Raw genomic sequence first — 16,922 nt, forward strand, 5'->3', positions numbered from 1 at the left:
TCGATGAGTCCGCGCAGCCGGCGGGCCCGCCGGCTGCGCGGAAGGTCACGCGCGCATCACCGTGGCGATCGGGATCCCGGCCGCCCGGATTGCCGGGACGAAGCCACCGAGGATGCCGGCCACCAGCCCGGCGATGATCCCGGACACCCCGGCCGACCAGGGGAACTCGACACCCTGCAGGAACGGCTCGGACGGGCCGAGAACGACGGTCACGGCCTTGAGCGCTGCCACGCTCACCCCGATCGCGGCCGCCGCTGTGAACAGGCCGGTCAGCAGCGTCTCGGCCAGCACGATCCCGGCCAGCACGGCCCGGGGTGTGCCGACCGCCCGACGCAGCGCGAACTCCTCGACCCGCTCGCCGACCGTGGCCAGTCCGACGTTGAGCACTCCGGCCGCGCCGATGACCAGGACCAGGCCGGCCATCGCCAGGAAGATCAGGCGCAGCAGGTTCAGCTGGTCCTGCATCTCCTTGCGGGAGTCGATCGTCTCGATGGACATGTCGGCGCCGCCCAGGCCCTTCAGCTTGGCCGTCAGCACCGGCTCGACCGGGGTGCTGGCGGCCATCGCCACCTGGATGTCGCTCATCCCGTTCGGGTCGGTGAGCCGGGCCAGCGGGAGCCAGTTGGTCAGCTCGTCCAGCCGGACGTATCCGTGCGGCTGCGGGTCACCGTCCTTGACCACGCCGATCAGCTGCGGGGTCATGTCGGCCGACGCGCCGTTGACGCGCATCTGCGCGGGGACGTGGTAACGCTCGAAGCCCTTCGCCGCCTCCTCGTTCAGCACCAGACGCGGGGCCATCATCGGCGCGGAGGCGAAGTCGAGCCAGGCGCCGGACTGCGGGCGGTACGGCCGGAACTCGCGGACGTCCCCGGTCAGCGCGGTCAGCCGCAGCTCGATGGCCTGTCCCTGCGGCAGCCCGGCGTTCGGGTCGTAGCACTTGCCGGTGGCGTCGCAGATCTGCGAGGCGCCGCCCCAGTTCTGGTCGAACGGGGAACCGCCCGCGTTGACCGGGCGCACCCCGGGCTCGCCGACGACAGCGGTCAGGCCGACCATGGCCACCGCGTCCGGGCGGCCCCGGACCGTGTCGACCACGGCCTGGCCGGCGCCGGCGACCGGCGGGACGCCGTAGAGCACCTTGGTGCCGTCGATGCCGGTCTGCAGTTCCAGGTCGGCGAGCTGGAGCCGCTCGGCGATGCCGGCGCCGGCCTGGACCACGACCACGGCCAGCACGCCGAGGAACAGGCTCACCATGGAGAGCAGGGTGCGCAGCTTGCGGGCCCGGATGCCCTGCAACCCGATGATCGAGGCCGACCTCAGCCGGCCGGAGAAACGCCTCACGACAGCCGTCCCGCGGAGAGAGTGTGCGAGCGCTCGGTGAGCACCCCGGACCGCAGATCCGCGATGCGTCCCATCCGGGCCGCGTGATCACGGTCGTGGGTGACCAGGATCAGGGCGCACCCGCGGGTGGTCGCCTCCTGCAGCGCGTCGATCACGATCGACCCGGTCTCGGTGTCGAGGGCGCCGGTCGGCTCGTCGGCCAGCAGCACCCGCGGGTCGCGGACCAGGGCCCGGGCGATCGCCACCCGTTGCTGCTCGCCGCCGGACATCTTCACCGGCCGGTTCCTGGCCAGGTGCGCGATGCCTACCTGCTCCAGCGCCGCCATCACCCGGGCGCGGCGGTCCCGGCGCGGCAGCCAGCCCTGCCCGTTGATCAGCGCCATCGCCACGTTCTGCGCGGCGGTCAGGTGCTTGAGCAGGAAGAACCGCTGGAAAACGAACCCGAAGTGGGAGCTGCGCAGCTTGGCGGCATGCCGCTCGGGCAGCCGGCTGATGTCCCGCCCGTCCAGCGAGTACGTCCCCGAGTCCGGCCGGTCGAAGAGGCCCAGCACACTGAGCAGGGTGCTCTTGCCGGAGCCGGACCGGCCGACGATCGCCACGCTCTCCCCGGCCCGGACGGTCAGGTCGACCCCGTCCAGGATCGTGCGCGGTTCCTTCTGCCCCTTCAGGACCTTGGTGATCCCGGTGAGCCGGATCAGCTCGGTCACTGCGTCACAGCCGGGGTCGGCAGGTTCGGCCCGGGGATGGCGACCGTCTCGTCACCCTTCAGACCCTTCTTGATCTCCACGACCTTGCCGTCGGAGATGCCGAGCGTGACGTCGACCGTCTTACGGGTCTGCCCCTCCCCCACGACCAGGTCGACCTTGCCGCGGCCCTGCGAGCCGGCGACCGCCTCGACCGGCAGCACCAGCACCTTCGACGCCTTGTCGGTGACCAGCTCGATCGTCACGTCGGCGCCGTTGATCAGCTTGACGCTAGCCGGCGGCACGCAGACCAGGCGCATGCCGGTCGGCTCCGACCCGCCCGCGGACGAGGAGTCGGGCGGCGAGCCCTGGTCCGGGGCCGGGGCGGCGGACGGCCCCTGGGCGGGCGCCGTGGTCGTCGTCAGGGGCGCGGGCACGACGCCGGCGGGCAGCGCGGCGATCGTCCCGAGCGCCGCGCACCGGAACGGCCCGGGACCGTTCTTGATCTGCGCCTGCACCTGCCTGACCGCGCCGGAGATCCGGTACGCCTGGGCGCTGTCGATGTCGGCGACGATCCCGTACCCGGAGTGGGTGGCCGAGACCACCGGCATGCCCTTGGTGACGGTGGCGTGGTCGTCCATCAGGCGCCCGGCGAAGACCGAACCGGCCGGGATCTCCACCCGCTGCGGGATGCCGCCGTGCCACACGCTGGCCACCCAGACCGGGGTGTCGTCCGGCTCCTTCGGCAGGCTCCGGCTCACCCAGCGCAGCTCGCCGTCGGCCGGCGCGACGACGCCGAACACCGGGTTGATGGCGACCTTGCCGGCCAGGCTGATCTTGTTGCTGAGGTCCTGCCGGGCAGGCTTGACCGTGGTGAGCACGGTGCCCCGGTCGGCCAGGCCCGGGGTCTGCGCGGCCTCACCGGACGACGAGCACCCGGCGGCCGAGAGGACCACCACCAACCCCAGAAGGGCATGCCTGCGTGCAACCACCCGAGTCCTCCGTCGTCGATGCGTTCAGCGGCGCGGCGAAGGGTACCGGACACACGCAACCCACAGAAAGATCGCAGATCGCCGGCCGCTGTCGTCGACGCTCTAGCCTCGGGGCATGCTGTTACTGGTTCCAGGGGACGTGGTGCGGCCGCGCCGGCCCGACGAGCACTTCGCGGACGAGGCGCGGGCGGCGCTGGCCGCCGGTCACGAGGTCGCGGTGCTGGGCGACGGCGCCCCGGTGCCGGCTTCGGACGACGTGGTCTACCGCGGCTGGATGATGTCCGGCGCGGAGTACGCGGCGCTGGCCGCCCGCGGGGTGGCGTTGCGGACCGGCCCGGCCGACTACCGGCGGGCGCACGAACTGCCCGGATGGTATGCGGCGGTGGCGTCCCGTACCCCGCGATCGGTCTGGACCTGCGGTGACGACCGGGCCGGCTTCCTGGCGGCGTGCGCCTCGCTCGGCTCCGGGGCCGCGGTGCTGCGCGACTACACGAAGTCGATGAAGCACTACTGGGACGAGGCGGCCTTCGTCCCGTCGGTGGCCGACACCACCGCCGCGTGGCGGGTGGCGAGCCGCTTCCGGGAGTTGCGCGACGACGACTTCACCGGGGGTTTCGTGCTGCGGCGCTTCGAGGAGTTCACCGGCGCCGAGGTGCGGACCTGGTGGGTCGACGGGGTGTGCCGGCTGGTCACCGCGCATCCGGACACGCCGTCCGAGCCGCCGCCGACGGATCTGGACGTCGCCGGGTTCGCGCCGCTGATCAGCGGCCTGCGCCTGCCGTTCGTCACGGCGGACCTGGTCCGCCGCGCGGACGGCGAGTGGCGCCTGGTCGAGATCGGCGACGGCCAGGTCAGCGACCGGCCCCGCTCCACGCCGGCCGCCGAGCTGATCGCCGCGCTGGCCCGGTGACGTGCCGCGATGATCAGCGGTCGGGCATGCGGTGGTCGCGCGGCGACGCCCCGGTGACCCGTGCCCATCAGCGCCTCGGGGGTCCGCTGTCCGGGCGCCGCATGGTCTGCTCTACTCCTCGATCCGGAGCACGATGCGTCCGTCGGCCACGCCCTTGTACCAGCGGGGATCACTCGTCATCACGTCCACGCCCAGGTCGAGCGCGAGCATCGCGGCCGACGCGCAGTCCGGGCGGCCGGTCAGCGCCCGCAGCGCCACCAGCGCTTCCCAGTCCTCGGCGTCATCGGTGATCAGGAACGTGGCCGGATGCGCGATCAGCAGCTCCAGTCGCTCCCGCTCGATCATCGCGGTGTTGTGGCCGGCCTCGATCAGGCACCACAGCGGGATGATCACCGCACCGTTCTCGTCGTTGATCTCGGCCAGCGTCTCACCGACCGCCACCGAGCCGCGCACCCACGCGGTGATCGCCGACGTGTCGAGAACCAGCTTGGCGTCGCGCCCCTGCGTCACGCGGGCCGCGACCGCAGCCCGGCGAGGAACGCCGCCCGGCCCTCGGCGTCGCGTGCCCGCTCGGCTTTGCGCCGCCGCTGCCGCGCCCGCGCCTTGCCCTCGTCGGTGACGGCCAGCCCCATCCGGGCGTGGATGTCCTCGACGCTCAACTTGGAACTGGTGTCCTGCTCCATGCGATCAGAGTAACCGCGCCCGGCCGCATGTCCTATCCTCGGCGCCCGCGCCCCGTACCGAGCGGAACCCGACCCACCGGCCGACACCGCCCGGCGCCACGCCTGGCGCGGGCCGGCAACTCCGCGACCGGCGGCCCGTGGCGCGACTGCTGGCGGTCGCCCCCCAGCGCGCTCCATCGACCAGCGTCCGGAAACGCCCACCATTATCGAGATCCTTCCTTCGGGTAAATCCCGTCGCGGCGGGGCGGGGCTTGTGTTTGGGTGGCGACATGGGCCAACCCACGTTGCGCACCGAACGTCTCCTGCTCGTCCCCCTCACCGACCGGCACTTCGAACTCGAGGTCGAGCTCGACGCCGACGCGGAGGTCCTCAAGTACATCTCGGGGCGGGCCCGGACCCGGGACGAGGTGGTGTCCTCGCACGCCGAGCGGATGGCGCTGGGCACCAAGGTGGACGGGCTCGGTTTCTGGGCGGCGTTCGGCGCCGACGGCGGCCGCAGCGGCTCGGAGGCCCCGGACGGCGAGACCGAGGGCGAGTTCGTCGGCCTGATGATGCTGCCGCCGGCGCACGGCGACGATCAGCCGGACGATCCGACGCTCGCCGAGCTGGGCTACCGGCTGGCCCGCCGGTACTGGCGGCAAGGGCTGGCCGGCGAGGCGTCCCGGGCGCTGCTGCGGCACGCTTTCGACACGGTCGGGCAGAGCCGGGTGTTCGCCCGGACCATGGCCGTCAACACCGGCTCGCGCGGGGTGATGGAGAGCATCGGCATGCGGTACGTCCGGACCTTCCACCCGGTCTGGGACGACCCGCTGCCCGGCACGGAGGCCGGCGAGGTGGAGTACGAGATGACCCGCGCCATGTGGGAGGCCCGCCGCGGCACTCTCTGAGGAGGCCGGACGTCGGCCGTTGACCGACGTGCGCGGTCTCGTGACGGCCCACCTCCCGGGCTATCGGGTCGAGTCGATCGACCTGATCGGTGCGGGCACGGACCACACCGCGTTCGAGATCAACAGCGACTTGATCGTACGGCTGAGCAAGTCCCCTGATCCGGACCGGACAGAGCGCGAGGCACGTCTTCTCACCACGGTGCGCGGCGTCGCGCCGCTGCCGGTCCCCGAGCCGGTCTTTGTCGCCGCCGAGCACGGCTGCCTGGCGTATCGCAAGCTCCCCGGCACCCCCTTGCTGAACCTGCCCGCGCCCGGCCGGCCGGAGCGGATCGCCGCCACCCTCGGCGAGTTCCTGGCCGCGCTGCACACGCTGCCGGCCAGCCTGCTGGCCGGCCTGGTCGACACCGACGCCCAGCCGCCGGCCGAGTGGCTGGACGAGGCCGCGGAAACCTACGACGCGGTCGCCGGCCACCTCCCGGCCCGGCACCGCCCGCTGATCGAGAGGTTCCTCGGCACCGCGCCCCCACCCGGCCCCGAGACGCTGGCCTTCTCGCACAACGACCTGGGCATCGAGCACGTCCTGGCCGATCCGCGCGACGGGGCGATCACCGGCGTCATCGACTGGGGCGACGCGGCGCTGACCGACCCGGCGTACGACTTCGGTCTGCTCTTCCGCGATCTCGGCCCGGCGGCGCTGAGCGGCCTGGACCCGGCACGGCGCGAGCGCGCTGTCTTCTACGCCCGGTGCGGCCTGCTGGAAGACCTGGCGTACGGGATCGAGTCCGGGCAGCGGCGGTATGCCGACCGGTCACTGGCCGCGCTGAGCTGGGTGTTCCCCGCAACGACCGGACCGCCGCCGCGGGCCCGATCCGAGCCGGCGGCGGGGATCGCGGCCGGCGATGGCCGGGCCCCGGGTGACGGGCGATGAGGCGGGCGGCGCCGCAGATCCGGGACGTGGCGGCGGCGCGGGCGTCCCGCACCGGACCGGTCGCGGGTGCGCCGCGACATGAGGTGGCGCGCCCGCCCACGAGCGGCGCGCCACCTCCCCCCTCGCCCGTTGTGGACGGTGCGGCGGCGCCCGTTGATACACGTTTGCGCTGTCGCTGATCCGGCAGTACGACGTGCCGCATCCGGCGATAACCTCATCACGCCCCGTCGACGTGGAGGTTGAGATGGACGCTCTTGCCGGCCGGTTGGCGGCCGAAACCGACATCCGCACCCTGCAGATGAGTCAATACCTGGGACACCTCGACGACCTGCCGGCCACCGACCGGCACGGCCTGCAGCCGGACGGCACGTTCCACCTCGGCGACGTGCGGGTGGACGCTCCGGCCGGCGAGCGGGTCGGCGACGTCGGCTACCAGAACTGCGTGCCGGCGGCCATGGCGCTGCTGGCCCAGGCCTGGTACGCGGCCGGGAAGGAACAGTTCGCCCCCACGCTGGAGGACACCCTCCGGATCTACGAGAAGGTGTCCCCGTTCCACCGCGACGCGGCCCCGGGATTCGCGGCGCGCGCCGCCGCCCAGCCGACCTCCGGCCGTCGCGAGGCGCACAACGACTTCGGCGCGAGCCTGCTGCTGGCGCTCAAGGTCTGGGTGCACCGGGACCAGCCGCTGGCCGGCCTGCTCCCGGAGGCCCGCGCCTTCCTGGAGATCGAGCCGCGTAATCTCGACCAGCTCCGCGAGGCGGTGCTGCGCTTCGGCGGCGTCCTGGCCGGCCTGGCCCTCCCGCAGTCGATCAAGGACAGCCGGGGAGACCTACGCGATTCGTGGTTCGTGCCGGGCTACGGCCCGGTCTACGACGCGACACCGGGCAGCCTGTCGAGCCACTGTGTCGCCATCACCGGCTTCTCCCGGCGCGACTTCTTCTGCCGCAGCGCCGGCCGGGTGCGCCGGCTGTCGCCGGAATTCCTGCTCACCTACGTCGAGGAGGCCTACACGGTGACGTCGTCGGTGGCGCTGGACGCGAATCCGGCGCTGCGGTCGCGGCTGGACACGGACCTCGAGGACATCCGCTCGTCGGACCGCCCGGCCGGGATGCCGGCGTTCAACCACCGCTGGCGCGGCGGGAACATCATGTAGACCCGTGTCGCTGCGGTCCGCATCTGGTCGGCCGGCGCAGCCAGGCGCGGCGGTCGGCCGGAGGCCGAGGCGGACACCGGCCCGGCGGTCAGGCGCCGCGGTGCAGCAGGGCGGCCTCCCACCGGTTCGCCACCCCGAGCTTGGCCAGGATGTTCGAGACGTGCACGCTGACCGTCTTCTCCGAGATGTCCAGGGTACGGGCGACGCGCGCGTTGGTGTAGCCCAACGCCACCAGATCCAGCACCTGGGTCTCCCGGCGGGTCAGTCCCCAGTTCGGCGCGGGCTCGGCCGGAACCGGCGCGGGCGGGACCGCCTGCAGCACCACGCCGGCCAGCCCGGCCAGCCCGGCCAGCTCCCGGGTCAGCCGCCGCGCCCCGAGCCCGGCGGCCAGCCGGGCGGCGGTGGTGATCTCCCGGTGCAGAGCCGCGGTGGCGCCCCGCCGCAGCAGGCACTCCGCCAGCCGCAGCCGGGCCAGCGCCTCCCGGTACGGATGCCCCAGCTCCGCCCAGGTCGCCGCCACCGACGCCCACGCCGCCTCCTGCGGCTTTGCGCGCACCCGCGCCAGCTCGGCCTCGGCCACCAGGTTCAGCGCCTCGGCGACCGGCAGCGCCCGCCCGTTCCCCGCCGCCCGGAGCACCGCCATCGCCGCGGTCACCCGCCCGGCCAGGCCGGAGGCCCATCCCCGCCACGATTCCGGCGCCGCCTGCCTGGCGAACGCCTCCCCCGCCGCCTGCAGCCCGCAGACCGCCAGCCGCAGGGCCGGGAACGCGCCTTCCCCGTCGCCCAGCTTCGCCAGTCCCTCGTCCACCGCGCGACGGGCCGCCCGCCAGTTCCCGTCCGCGACCTCCAGGGCGGCCACAGCGGTGTAGGTGTGCCCCACGAAGTCCTGATCGGTCTTGCCCGCCGACCGGCTCATCACCAGGTCGAGGATCTTGCGGGCGGCGTCCCGCTCGTCCCGGGCCACGCACACCTCGGCCCGTACGTACTGGATGTACGGCGGCAGGTCGTCGGCCGCCTCGTCCGGCAGCACCTCCCCGATGAGCCGCTCGATCTCGTCCCAGCGGCCCAGGTCGAGCAGGATGTCCGCGGCGTTGCCGACCAGCACCATCCCGGTGGTCATCCGCAGCCCGAAGCCGGCCGCCAGATCGCAGCCGCGCCGGGCCAGCTCCAGCCCCTCCTCCAGCTTGTTGAGCATCTGCAGGCAGTAGGTCAGGTTGGTGTACGCCCGGAGGATGTTCTCCTTGCTGTCGGTGCTCTCCGCCAGCGCCAGCCCCTCGCGCAACTGGCCCACCCCGGCCTCCCGCTCCCCCAGCAGGAACCGCACCGTGCCGAGCGTGACCAGCAGATATCCGCGCTCGACGGGCGACCGCGCCACGGTGAGCGCCGCCGACGCCTCGCGCAGCGCCTGCCGGTAGTGCCCGCTGAGCATCAGCACCCGCGCGTAGACCTCGCCGGCCGCGCCGGAGAGTTCGATCGCCTGCCGGGCGGCGGTGAGCGCGCCCGGGGTGTCGCTGGCCCGCCACCGCAACCGGGCCAGGTGCTCGTACAGCGAGGCCCGGACCTGCGGATCCCCGTCCGCGCCGACCACCTGGATCGCCTCACCGGTCAGCTCCACGGCCCGCCGCGGGTCCCCGGCGTAGTCGAGCACCTCGGCCGCCTCGTCCAGCAGCCGCGGATAGGAGCACTCGCAGATCCCGGCGGCGTCCGGAACGCGGCGCCACAGGTCGAGCACCCGCCCGTACTGCCGGCGCGCCTCGGCGTAGGCGTGCACGGTCGCCGCCGACCGGGCCGCCCGCAACGTCCAGAACAGCGCGTCGTCGTCCTTGCGCCCGTGGAACCAGTGATGCGCCAGCTCGGCCTGCACGATCGGCGAGGCGTCCGGACCGGCCGCGCCGGCCAGCGCGCCGGCCAGCGCGCCGGCCAGCGCGCGGTGCAGGCCGGCCCGCTCGCCGGGCAGCAGGTCCTGGTAGAACGTCTCCGCGGTGAGCGAGTGCCGCAGCTGGTACCGCTGCTGGCTGGTGCGCACCAGCACCTGCCTGGTCACCGCGTCGCGCAGGCCGGAGCGCAGCGCCGGCCCGGACAGGCCGCTCGCGGCTTCCAGGAGCTGCCCGGAGACCGGTCGGCCGGCGGCCGCCACCACCCCGACGATCTGCTGCCCCGCCTCGGACAGCCCGTCGACCCGCATCATCAGCAGATCGCGCAGGTGACCGGGGACCGGGCCGCCGGGGTTGCGCTGCTCGGCGGCGAGGATCTCCTGCGCCAGGAACGCGTTCCCGCCGGAACGCTCGTGCACCTTGGCGATCACCGAGTCGGGTAGGTCGCCCGCCGCCGACCGGAGCAACGCGGCCAGCTCCGCGGGATCGAATCGCCCGATCTCCAGGTAGACCGAGGACCGGCCCCGGATCAGCTCGCCGAAGACCACCCGGTGCCGCGAGTCGTCGTCCAGTTCGTCGGTGCGGAACGTGCCGGCCAGCAGCACCGGGACGCGCCGCAGGTTGCGGCTCAGGAACAGCAGCAGGTCCAGCGACGACGTGTCGGCCCAGTGCAGGTCCTCCAGCAGCAGCACCAGCGGCCGCTTGCCGGCCAGCCGCCCGAGCAGCTCCAGGAACAGCGAGAACAGGTGCGCCCGGGCCAGCTGCCCGCCCTCGCGCGGGCTGCCGGGGTCGGACAGCGCCGGGATCAACGCGGACAGCGCGCCCTGTGCCCCCTCGACCAGGGCCGCCGCGCCGACCGCCCCTTCGACCGCCTGCATGGCCGCCAGCCAGGGGCTGTAGGGCAGCTCACCGGCGCCGACCGACACGCAGGCCCCGCGCGCGAGGAGCAGGTCACGCCCCGCGCAGCGCTCCTCGAACTCCTCCAGCAGGCGGGTCTTGCCGACACCTGCCTCGCCGGCGATCAGGACGGTTCGGGGGTCGCCCCGGCCGGCGTCGTCGAGAGCCTCGGCCAGGGCCGCGAGCTGAGCCGCGCGGCCCACGAAGCCTTTCGACGCTGCCATAGGAAGCAGTATTTACGTCCACGTCAGCTCCGGGAAGACGTGGGCGAGCTGAGCCCGGCTGCTCACCCCGAGTTTGCGGAACACCCGGCCCAGGTGGAACTCGACGGTCTTCGGGCTGAGGAACAGGCGCGTGGCGGTCTCCTTGGTGGACACGCCGGTGGCCACGATGCGGGCCACCGCCAGCTCGGCGGGGGTGAGCGCCGGGGTGAGCCGGGCCGCGCCGCGGGTCTGGGCGGTGCCGTGCAGCTCCCGGTCGGCGCGCTGGGCCCACGGCTCGGCGCCGAGCCGTGCGAACGATTCCCGGGCGATTCTCAGCTGGTCGCGGGCCGCCCGGCGGTCGCCGTCGCGGCGCAGCCGCTCGCCGTACGACAGGTGCACCCGCGCGGCGTCGAACGGCAGCTCCATCGTGGCGTGCAGCCGGGTCGCCCGGTCGAAGCAGCCGCCGGCGTCGTCCGGCGCGGTCAGGCCGAGCACCCGCCACGCGTTCGCCGCGATCGGCGCCGCGTCCGACCGGGCCAGCCCGCGCAACGTGGACAGGCCCCGGGAGCTCAGCGCCCGGTCCCGGAGCAGCCGGCATTCCAGCAGGTCGGGCAGGAACTCCGCGGCCGGCTGCGCCGCGCCGGCCCGCCCGGTGCGCCGATGGGCCAGGTCGGCGAGCAACCCCAGGCCGATGTCGACCGGGTCCGATCGCGGGGGTACGTCCATGGCCGGGTTCCCGCGCAGCACGGCCAGCAGCGTGCGCACCTGCCCGGCCCGGTTCACGGCCTGCCGGTCGCCGGTCAGTGACGCCAGCGCGAGTGCCTGCTCGGCGTCCGCGGCGGCGCCGGGGAGATCCCCGGCCCGGCCCAGCGCCCAGCCGCGCAGCGCGAGCACGGCCGGCAGCCGCCGGACCGCCCCGCTCTCCCAGAGACTCGCCACGACCGCGGCGAGTCCCCGCGCGGCTGCCCGGCACCGGCCGTGCGCCATCTCCCGCCGGGCGGCCAGGACCGCCTCCCCGATCAGCGGGGCCGGCAGCCGCTCCCCGGTGGCGGCCGCCCGGCGCAGCAGCTCGGCTGCCCGCCGTGGCTCGCCGGCCAGTTGCGCGTCGGCGGCGGCCAGGGTCAGCAGCCGGCGCCGCCCGTCCCAGGTCACCCCGGCGGCGATCTCCAGGGCGGCGGCCGCGGCGGCGTGCCCGGTGGCGCCGCGGGCCACCGCCGACAGGTGTTCCAGGATCGACCGGATCGCGACGTCGGCCTCGTCGCGTCCCGGACGCGGTCCGGTGCGCGGCGGATCGACGGACAGCGCGCCGTCGCGCGTCACGGCCAGCATCGTCGCGGACATCCCACTCCCCCCCCAACAGCCGTCTCGGGCTCTGCCGGGACAGCGTCGGCCGGGCGTGCGTCCGTACGGTAGGAAGGTCTTCCTAGCGGCGGGCCGGACACCTGCCTATCGGATCGCGAGCACCTACCTAAGGCTTGTGGGGACGACAGTGGTCCGATAGCGATCCGAGAGCCGCGCCCGGCAGCATGGATTCCGCCGGGCGAGGTGGTCAACGCCCCAGAGCCTCGTCCGGCCCGTGCGCGGGCCCGTCGGGGAGGGGCCCGCGCACGATCCTCTTCACGGGTGCACGGACCCGTCGAGCCGGCACGCACCGCCGGCTCCGGGCGTCCGGGTGTACGGGTAAGGTCGGGCACCGCAATCTCGGATGACTCCGGGCCTCAAGCGGAGGCCGTCGCGGCCGATCTTCGGGCCCAGAAGCACTGGGCGCCCATGAGGAGGAGCATGATCGGCTGGTCGGCGGTGATCCGTCACGCCCGCGCCGCCGCCTTCCTCACCGGTCTGCTGGTGCTGGTCTTCAGCGTGTTCTCCAGCGCGCTCGCGGCCCGCGACAAACAGGTGGCGACGCAGGACCACGCGCTCGACCTCACGCTCGGGCAACAGGTCGCGGCGGTCCGGAACTACTTCGAGCAGTCCCGCGCGATCGCCGAGGTGCTCGCCGACAGCCCGGTCTTCATCGACTTCTTCCAGGCGCCCGGCACCACCGCCGAGAAGATCGCCGCCGGCGGCCCGCTGCTGCAACGGGTCCAGGACGCCCTGGCCTACCTGGAGCAGCTCTACCCGGGCCGGGTCGGTGAGGCATGTTTCGTCGACGGCGACGGGCGGCAGATCGCCCGGGTCGTCGACGGGCTGCCCACCACCGCCGCCGGCCTGCGGCAGTACGAGAGCAAGACCCCGTACTTCAACCCGACGCTGAACCTCGGCCCGGAGCGGGTCTACCAGACCCAGGCGTACGAGTCGCCGGACACCCACAACGCGGTCATCTCCAACTCGATAGTGGTGACGGCGAACGGGCACACCGGCATCGTGCACTTCGAGATCGCGCTGGACAGCTTCCGGATGCCGGCGACCAGCGGCGGCCGCGCCGCGTCGATCATCGACGCCGGGACCGGCAACGTCCTGGTCGACTCGCGGGCCGAGACCACCGCCGGCGGCAACGGCGACCGGACGTTCGCCCCGCTGGCCGTGCACGGCGGCCTGGCCGGCATGACCACGCTGGCCGACCGCCGGGTAGCGTTCCAGCGGCTGCCGGCCACCCTGAACAACGCCAACGACTGGTACGTCGCCGTCTCCGCCCCGGTCTACGGCCTGGGCTGGACCCGCGGGTTCAGCGTCGGCTCGCTGGCGCTGCTGCTCGGCGCCCTGGTCACCATCCTGATCTCCGGGCTGAGCTGGCGCAGCCACTCCCGGTCGGTGCGCCGCGCCGCCACCCACGACCCGCTCACCGGCCTGCCGAACCGGGCCCTGTTCACCGAGCGCACCCAGGCCGCCCTGCGCGGCGGTCGACCCGCCGCGGCGCTGATCGTCAACCTGCGCGGCTTCCGCAACGTCAACGACGTGCTCGGCCACCGGCACGGCGACCTGCTGCTCAAGGAGGTAGCCCGGCGGCTGGCCGAGGCCGCGCCGGCCGGGGCCACGGTGGCCCGGATCGGCGGCGCCGACGACTTCGCGGTGCTGCTGCCCGGCGCGGACCTGGCGCAGGCGCGCGCCACGGCCGAGACGCTGCTCGCCGAGCTGCACCGGACGTTCCTGATCGAGGATTTCCACGTGGACGTGGAGGCCAACGCCGGCCTGGCCGCCGCCCCGGAGCACGGCGCCGACGCCCAGACGCTGCTGCGGCACGCCGACGCCGCGCTGCACCTGGCCAAGGAGCAGGCCAGCGGCGTGCAGCAGTACGATCCGGCACACGACGGGAACACCGCGAGCCGGCTGGAGCTGCTCGGCGACCTGCGCCGTGCGATCGGCACCGACGACCAGCTGTCGCTGCACTACCAGCCGAAGGTCTCGCTGGCCACCGGCCGGGTCACCGGCGCCGAGGCGCTGATCCGCTGGCAGCACCCGCAGCGCGGCCGGGTGTTCCCGGACGTGTTCATCCCGACGGCCGAGTCGACGAGCCTGATCCACCCGCTGACCAGCCACGTGCTGGAGCTGGCGGTGCGGCAGGCGAAGATCTGGGCGCAGCGCGGAACGCCGATCCCGGTGGCGGTCAACCTGTCCACCCGCTGTCTGCTCGACCCGGGCTTCACGGCGCAGGTCTTCGGGCTGCTGTACCGCACCGGGCTGCCGGCCCACCTGCTGAAGCTGGAGATCACCGAGAGTGTGGCGATGGCCGACCCGGACCGGGCGCTGACCGTGCTGCGCGCCCTGCACGACGGCGGGATCAGCCTGTCCATCGACGACTTCGGCACCGGGCACTCGTCGATGACGTACCTGCAGCACCTGCCGGTCGACGAGTTGAAGATCGACAAGTCGTTCGTGCAGGCCATGGCGAACAGCCACGGCGACGCGGTGCTGGTCCGCACCGCCATCACGCTGGCGCACAACCTGGGACTGTCGGTGGTGGCCGAGGGCGTCGAGGACGAGGCCGCGGTCGCCGCGCTGCGTGAGCTGGGCTGCGACGTCGCGCAGGGTTACCACTACGCTCGGCCGATGCCGGCCGCCGACTTCGACGAATGGTTCACGGCCCACGCGGCCGGCATGTCCGTCGATGCCTGATCCCCACCGGGCCAGGCCAGGAGGGGCCCCGTCCGATCGGGTGGCCCCGGGCCGGGACCGGACGGCGCCGGCCGGGCACGCGGCACGCATGGCGCTCGCCGCCCGCACTCACTACCGTTCGGGAACGTGACCAAGACTCTCGTTCTCGGCGGCGGTGGCGTGACCGGCATCGCCTGGCATCTCGGACTGCTCTGTGGACTCCAGCGGGCCGGCGTCCCCCTCACCGACGCCGGCACCGTCATCGGCACGTCGGCCGGATCGGTGGTGGGCACGCTGGTCGCGGCCGGCGCCGACCTGGAGGCCGCGGTGCACGCGCAGCAGCAGGAGGTGGCCCGGCCGGGCGGGCGGCCCGCGCCGCGTCCGGGTTCCTGGCTGGCCAGCCTGTCGGTGCTGCTCGACCCGTCCCTGCCCCCGCGGGAGGCCCGGGCCCGGGTGGGTGCGATGGCGCTGGCCGCGTCCACCCAGGACGAGGCGAGCTGGCTGGCGCGGATCGGCGGGCTGCTGCCGGTCCACGAGTGGCCGGCCGGTGACCTGCGGCTGGTGGTCGTGGACACCGCCGACGGGCAGGACCGCGTGCTGGACGCGGCGTCCGGCGCTCCCCTGCCGCACGCCGTGGCCGCGAGCTGCGCGGTGCCCGGATTGATGCCGCCGGTGACCATCGGCGGGCGGCGGTACATGGACGGCGGCGTGCGGCTGGGCGCCGGAGCGGACCTCGCCGCCGGGGCGGAGCGGCTGGTCGTGATCGCGCCGATGGCCGCGCTCGACCGGGACCGGATCGTGGCCGAGATGGCGGCCTCCGGGGCCGGCAAGACGCTGCTGATCGAGCCGGACGCGGCCGCGCTCGAGGCGTTCGGGCCGGACGTGATGGATCCGGTGCGACGTCCCGCGGCGGTCCGGGCGGGGCTCCGGCAGGGCGAGGAGCTGGCTGGGGCCGTACGCCCGATCTGGTGTTGATCCGAAGGCCCGTTCCGGGATCTCCCCGGCGGCCCCGCGCGCGGGACGCATCTCGCGGTTCTCCGGTCGCGCCGCCGGAATCGGCCTAGCCTGCCGGATATGTCTCGCACCTCGCGTTCGATCGGGACGGGGCTGGCCGCCGCCGTAGCGGTCCTGCTCGCCGCCGGCCCCGCCCTGGCCGCAACGCCTCACCCGGGCGCCGCGGACTGGACGCAGGACGGTCACGACGCCACACACGACGCCTTCAACCCGGACGAGTACCAGATCACCGCCGGCACGCTGCCGCGCCTGGTGCGGCGCTGGTCGGTAGCCACCGCGCCGGGCGCGACCCAGCTGCAGGCCCCGATCGTCGCCGGCTCGCAGTTGTTCGTCGCGGACAGCACCGGGATCGGCGCCTACACCGCGGCCACCGGCGACGCGGAGTGGCGGTTCGCCTCGGCCGGCCCGCCGCCCGTGCTGGCCACCGACGGGGCGAGCCTGTTCGCCTACCTGCGCGGCGACACCGGCGCCGAGCTGGTCGCGCTGGACACCGCGTCCGGCGAGGTACGGTGGCGGCAGCCGGTCCCGTCGGCCGCGCCGGCCGGGCGGTTGCTGCTCGACCAGGGGATCGTGGTCGCCGGCGGCAACGACGCGACGACCGCCGGCGCCTGGGCGTTCGACGCGGCGACCGGAAACCCGGCCTGGCAGCGGCTCGGCGTGGACCCGCAGTGGCCGGTCGCCGACGGCAGGATCCTGCTCTCCCGGCCGGACGGCGGCGGCGTGCTCGCCGCCGACATCGTCACCGGCAACCAGGTCTGGGAGACCGGCAAGGACTGGTTCGGGTACGCCGCCGACCCGTCCAGCCGGTTCTTCCTGGTGGACGAGGACACCCAGCTGCTCAAGGTGCGCGCCGACTCCGGGACGGTGGTCTGGCGGCGGGCCGGCCTGGGAGGCCTGCCGGCGATCGACCACGACCGGATCTACACCGGCGACGCCGACGAGCCGGAGACGGTGGTGGCGGTCGACCTGGCCACCGGCGAGCCGTTGTGGCGGCTCGGCGCCGGGCTGCTGCCGACGGTGGCCGGCGGGGTGATCTGGATCAGCCACAGCACCCAGGAGTCCGGCTGGCAGCTGGAGGCTCTCGACCCGGCCACCGGCACCCCGTCCGACCTGCCCGCGGCGGTCCACGAGGCGGGCGGCCCGGATCGTGCGGTGGTGGCGCACGGCTGGCTCTACACCACCGACGGCGCGACCTTGCGCGCCTTCACCGCGGCCGGTCCCTGATCCGGTCCGGACCCGGCCGCGTCCGGTTCGCGCGCCGCCGGGCCGCACCGCGCGGGCCCCGCGGCTGCCGCGCGCCCGCGCCGTCACGTGCTCCGCGGACGCCC

Annotated in this window: 14 protein-coding genes; 7 read left to right on the top strand and 7 right to left on the bottom strand. The window is 74.3% G+C overall.

Annotated features, from left to right (window positions below; translation table 11 throughout):
- Nucleotides 1–45 precede the first annotated feature (45 nt).
- From Asi03nite_RS29005 to Asi03nite_RS29015, 3 genes are read right to left on the bottom strand one after another with little or no spacing between them, the layout of a single operon-like run.
- On the bottom strand, nucleotides 46–1,338 hold the full coding sequence (locus Asi03nite_RS29005) for an ABC transporter permease (protein ID WP_203683661.1): 1,293 nt from the start codon (nucleotides 1,336–1,338) through the stop codon (nucleotides 46–48).
- Complete coding sequence (locus Asi03nite_RS29010) at nucleotides 1,335–2,045, bottom strand: ABC transporter ATP-binding protein (protein ID WP_203683662.1); 711 nt, start codon at nucleotides 2,043–2,045, stop codon at nucleotides 1,335–1,337. The genes Asi03nite_RS29005 and Asi03nite_RS29010 overlap by 4 nt, the downstream gene beginning before the upstream one ends.
- Entirely contained in the window at nucleotides 2,042–3,013 is a 972-nt protein-coding gene (locus tag Asi03nite_RS29015; RefSeq protein ID WP_239103007.1) for an efflux RND transporter periplasmic adaptor subunit, read from the bottom strand. Before Asi03nite_RS29015 ends, Asi03nite_RS29010 begins: the two co-directional genes overlap by 4 nt.
- Nucleotides 3,014–3,128: 115 nt before the next feature.
- Between Asi03nite_RS29015 and Asi03nite_RS29020 the strand changes: the two genes are divergently transcribed.
- A complete protein-coding gene (locus Asi03nite_RS29020) occupies nucleotides 3,129–3,923 on the top strand; it encodes an ATP-grasp domain-containing protein (protein WP_203683663.1) in 795 nt (264 codons plus the stop codon).
- Nucleotides 3,924–4,034: 111 nt separating this feature from the next.
- Here the strand turns inward: Asi03nite_RS29020 and Asi03nite_RS29025 are convergent, their stop codons facing one another.
- Nucleotides 4,035–4,433: a PIN domain-containing protein gene (locus Asi03nite_RS29025; RefSeq protein ID WP_203683664.1), complete on the bottom strand. Its 399-nt coding sequence runs from the start codon at nucleotides 4,431–4,433 to the stop codon at nucleotides 4,035–4,037.
- Complete coding sequence (locus Asi03nite_RS29030; RefSeq protein WP_203683665.1) at nucleotides 4,430–4,606, bottom strand: hypothetical protein; 177 nt, start codon at nucleotides 4,604–4,606, stop codon at nucleotides 4,430–4,432. The genes Asi03nite_RS29025 and Asi03nite_RS29030 overlap by 4 nt, the downstream gene beginning before the upstream one ends.
- Before the next feature lie 269 nt (nucleotides 4,607–4,875).
- Here Asi03nite_RS29030 and Asi03nite_RS29035 point away from each other — a divergent pair, with 269 nt between their 5' ends.
- The 3 genes from Asi03nite_RS29035 (at nucleotide 4,876) to Asi03nite_RS29045 (ending at nucleotide 7,574) form a co-directional block, all read left to right on the top strand.
- Entirely contained in the window at nucleotides 4,876–5,493 is a 618-nt protein-coding gene (locus tag Asi03nite_RS29035; protein ID WP_203683666.1) for a GNAT family N-acetyltransferase, read from the top strand.
- Nucleotides 5,494–5,533: 40 nt separating this feature from the next.
- Nucleotides 5,534–6,421 (top strand): phosphotransferase family protein, encoded by an 888-nt coding sequence (locus Asi03nite_RS29040; protein ID WP_239103008.1) that lies wholly within the window; start codon nucleotides 5,534–5,536, stop codon nucleotides 6,419–6,421.
- Between the two features lie 244 nt (nucleotides 6,422–6,665).
- Entirely contained in the window at nucleotides 6,666–7,574 is a 909-nt protein-coding gene (locus Asi03nite_RS29045) for a hypothetical protein (RefSeq protein WP_203683668.1), read from the top strand.
- 88 nt (nucleotides 7,575–7,662) lie between these two features.
- On the opposite strand, the gene Asi03nite_RS29050 is transcribed toward Asi03nite_RS29045, so the two are convergent.
- Complete coding sequence (locus Asi03nite_RS29050) at nucleotides 7,663–10,569, bottom strand: helix-turn-helix transcriptional regulator (RefSeq protein ID WP_203683669.1); 2,907 nt, start codon at nucleotides 10,567–10,569, stop codon at nucleotides 7,663–7,665.
- 12 nt (nucleotides 10,570–10,581) lie between these two features.
- Nucleotides 10,582–11,889 carry a helix-turn-helix domain-containing protein gene (locus tag Asi03nite_RS29055; RefSeq protein ID WP_203683670.1) on the bottom strand — a complete coding sequence of 436 codons (1,308 nt, stop codon included), beginning with the start codon at nucleotides 11,887–11,889 and terminating at the stop codon, nucleotides 10,582–10,584.
- A 441-nt stretch (nucleotides 11,890–12,330) separates the two neighbouring features.
- Here Asi03nite_RS29055 and Asi03nite_RS29060 point away from each other — a divergent pair, with 441 nt between their 5' ends.
- The 3 genes from Asi03nite_RS29060 (at nucleotide 12,331) to Asi03nite_RS29070 (ending at nucleotide 16,818) form a co-directional block, all read left to right on the top strand.
- Nucleotides 12,331–14,601, top strand: coding sequence for a putative bifunctional diguanylate cyclase/phosphodiesterase (locus tag Asi03nite_RS29060; RefSeq protein WP_203683671.1), 2,271 nt, complete (start codon nucleotides 12,331–12,333; stop codon nucleotides 14,599–14,601).
- A gap of 126 nt (nucleotides 14,602–14,727) precedes the next feature.
- Complete coding sequence (locus tag Asi03nite_RS29065) at nucleotides 14,728–15,555, top strand: patatin-like phospholipase family protein (RefSeq protein ID WP_203683672.1); 828 nt, start codon at nucleotides 14,728–14,730, stop codon at nucleotides 15,553–15,555.
- A gap of 99 nt (nucleotides 15,556–15,654) precedes the next feature.
- Entirely contained in the window at nucleotides 15,655–16,818 is a 1,164-nt protein-coding gene (locus Asi03nite_RS29070) for an outer membrane protein assembly factor BamB family protein (protein ID WP_203683673.1), read from the top strand.
- The last annotated feature ends 104 nt before the right edge of the window (nucleotides 16,819–16,922 follow it).

This window comes from Actinoplanes siamensis (assembly GCF_016862395.1).
GTDB lineage: Bacteria > Actinomycetota > Actinomycetes > Mycobacteriales > Micromonosporaceae > Actinoplanes > Actinoplanes siamensis.

What these genes read in the sequence shown, in the direction of transcription:
- Asi03nite_RS29020 (WP_203683663.1), top strand. Translation starts at nt 3,129, where the DNA reads ATGCTGTTACTGGTTCCAGGGGACGTGGTGCGGCCGCGCCGGCCCGAC.
- Asi03nite_RS29030 (WP_203683665.1), bottom strand. Translation starts at nt 4,606, where the DNA reads ATGGAGCAGGACACCAGTTCCAAGTTGAGCGTCGAGGACATCCACGCC.
- Asi03nite_RS29035 (WP_203683666.1), top strand. Translation starts at nt 4,876, where the DNA reads ATGGGCCAACCCACGTTGCGCACCGAACGTCTCCTGCTCGTCCCCCTC.
- Asi03nite_RS29045 (WP_203683668.1), top strand. Translation starts at nt 6,666, where the DNA reads ATGGACGCTCTTGCCGGCCGGTTGGCGGCCGAAACCGACATCCGCACC.
- Asi03nite_RS29050 (WP_203683669.1), bottom strand. Translation starts at nt 10,569, where the DNA reads ATGGCAGCGTCGAAAGGCTTCGTGGGCCGCGCGGCTCAGCTCGCGGCC.
- Asi03nite_RS29055 (WP_203683670.1), bottom strand. Translation starts at nt 11,889, where the DNA reads ATGTCCGCGACGATGCTGGCCGTGACGCGCGACGGCGCGCTGTCCGTC.
- Asi03nite_RS29060 (WP_203683671.1), top strand. Translation starts at nt 12,331, where the DNA reads ATGATCGGCTGGTCGGCGGTGATCCGTCACGCCCGCGCCGCCGCCTTC.
- Asi03nite_RS29070 (WP_203683673.1), top strand. Translation starts at nt 15,655, where the DNA reads ATGTCTCGCACCTCGCGTTCGATCGGGACGGGGCTGGCCGCCGCCGTA.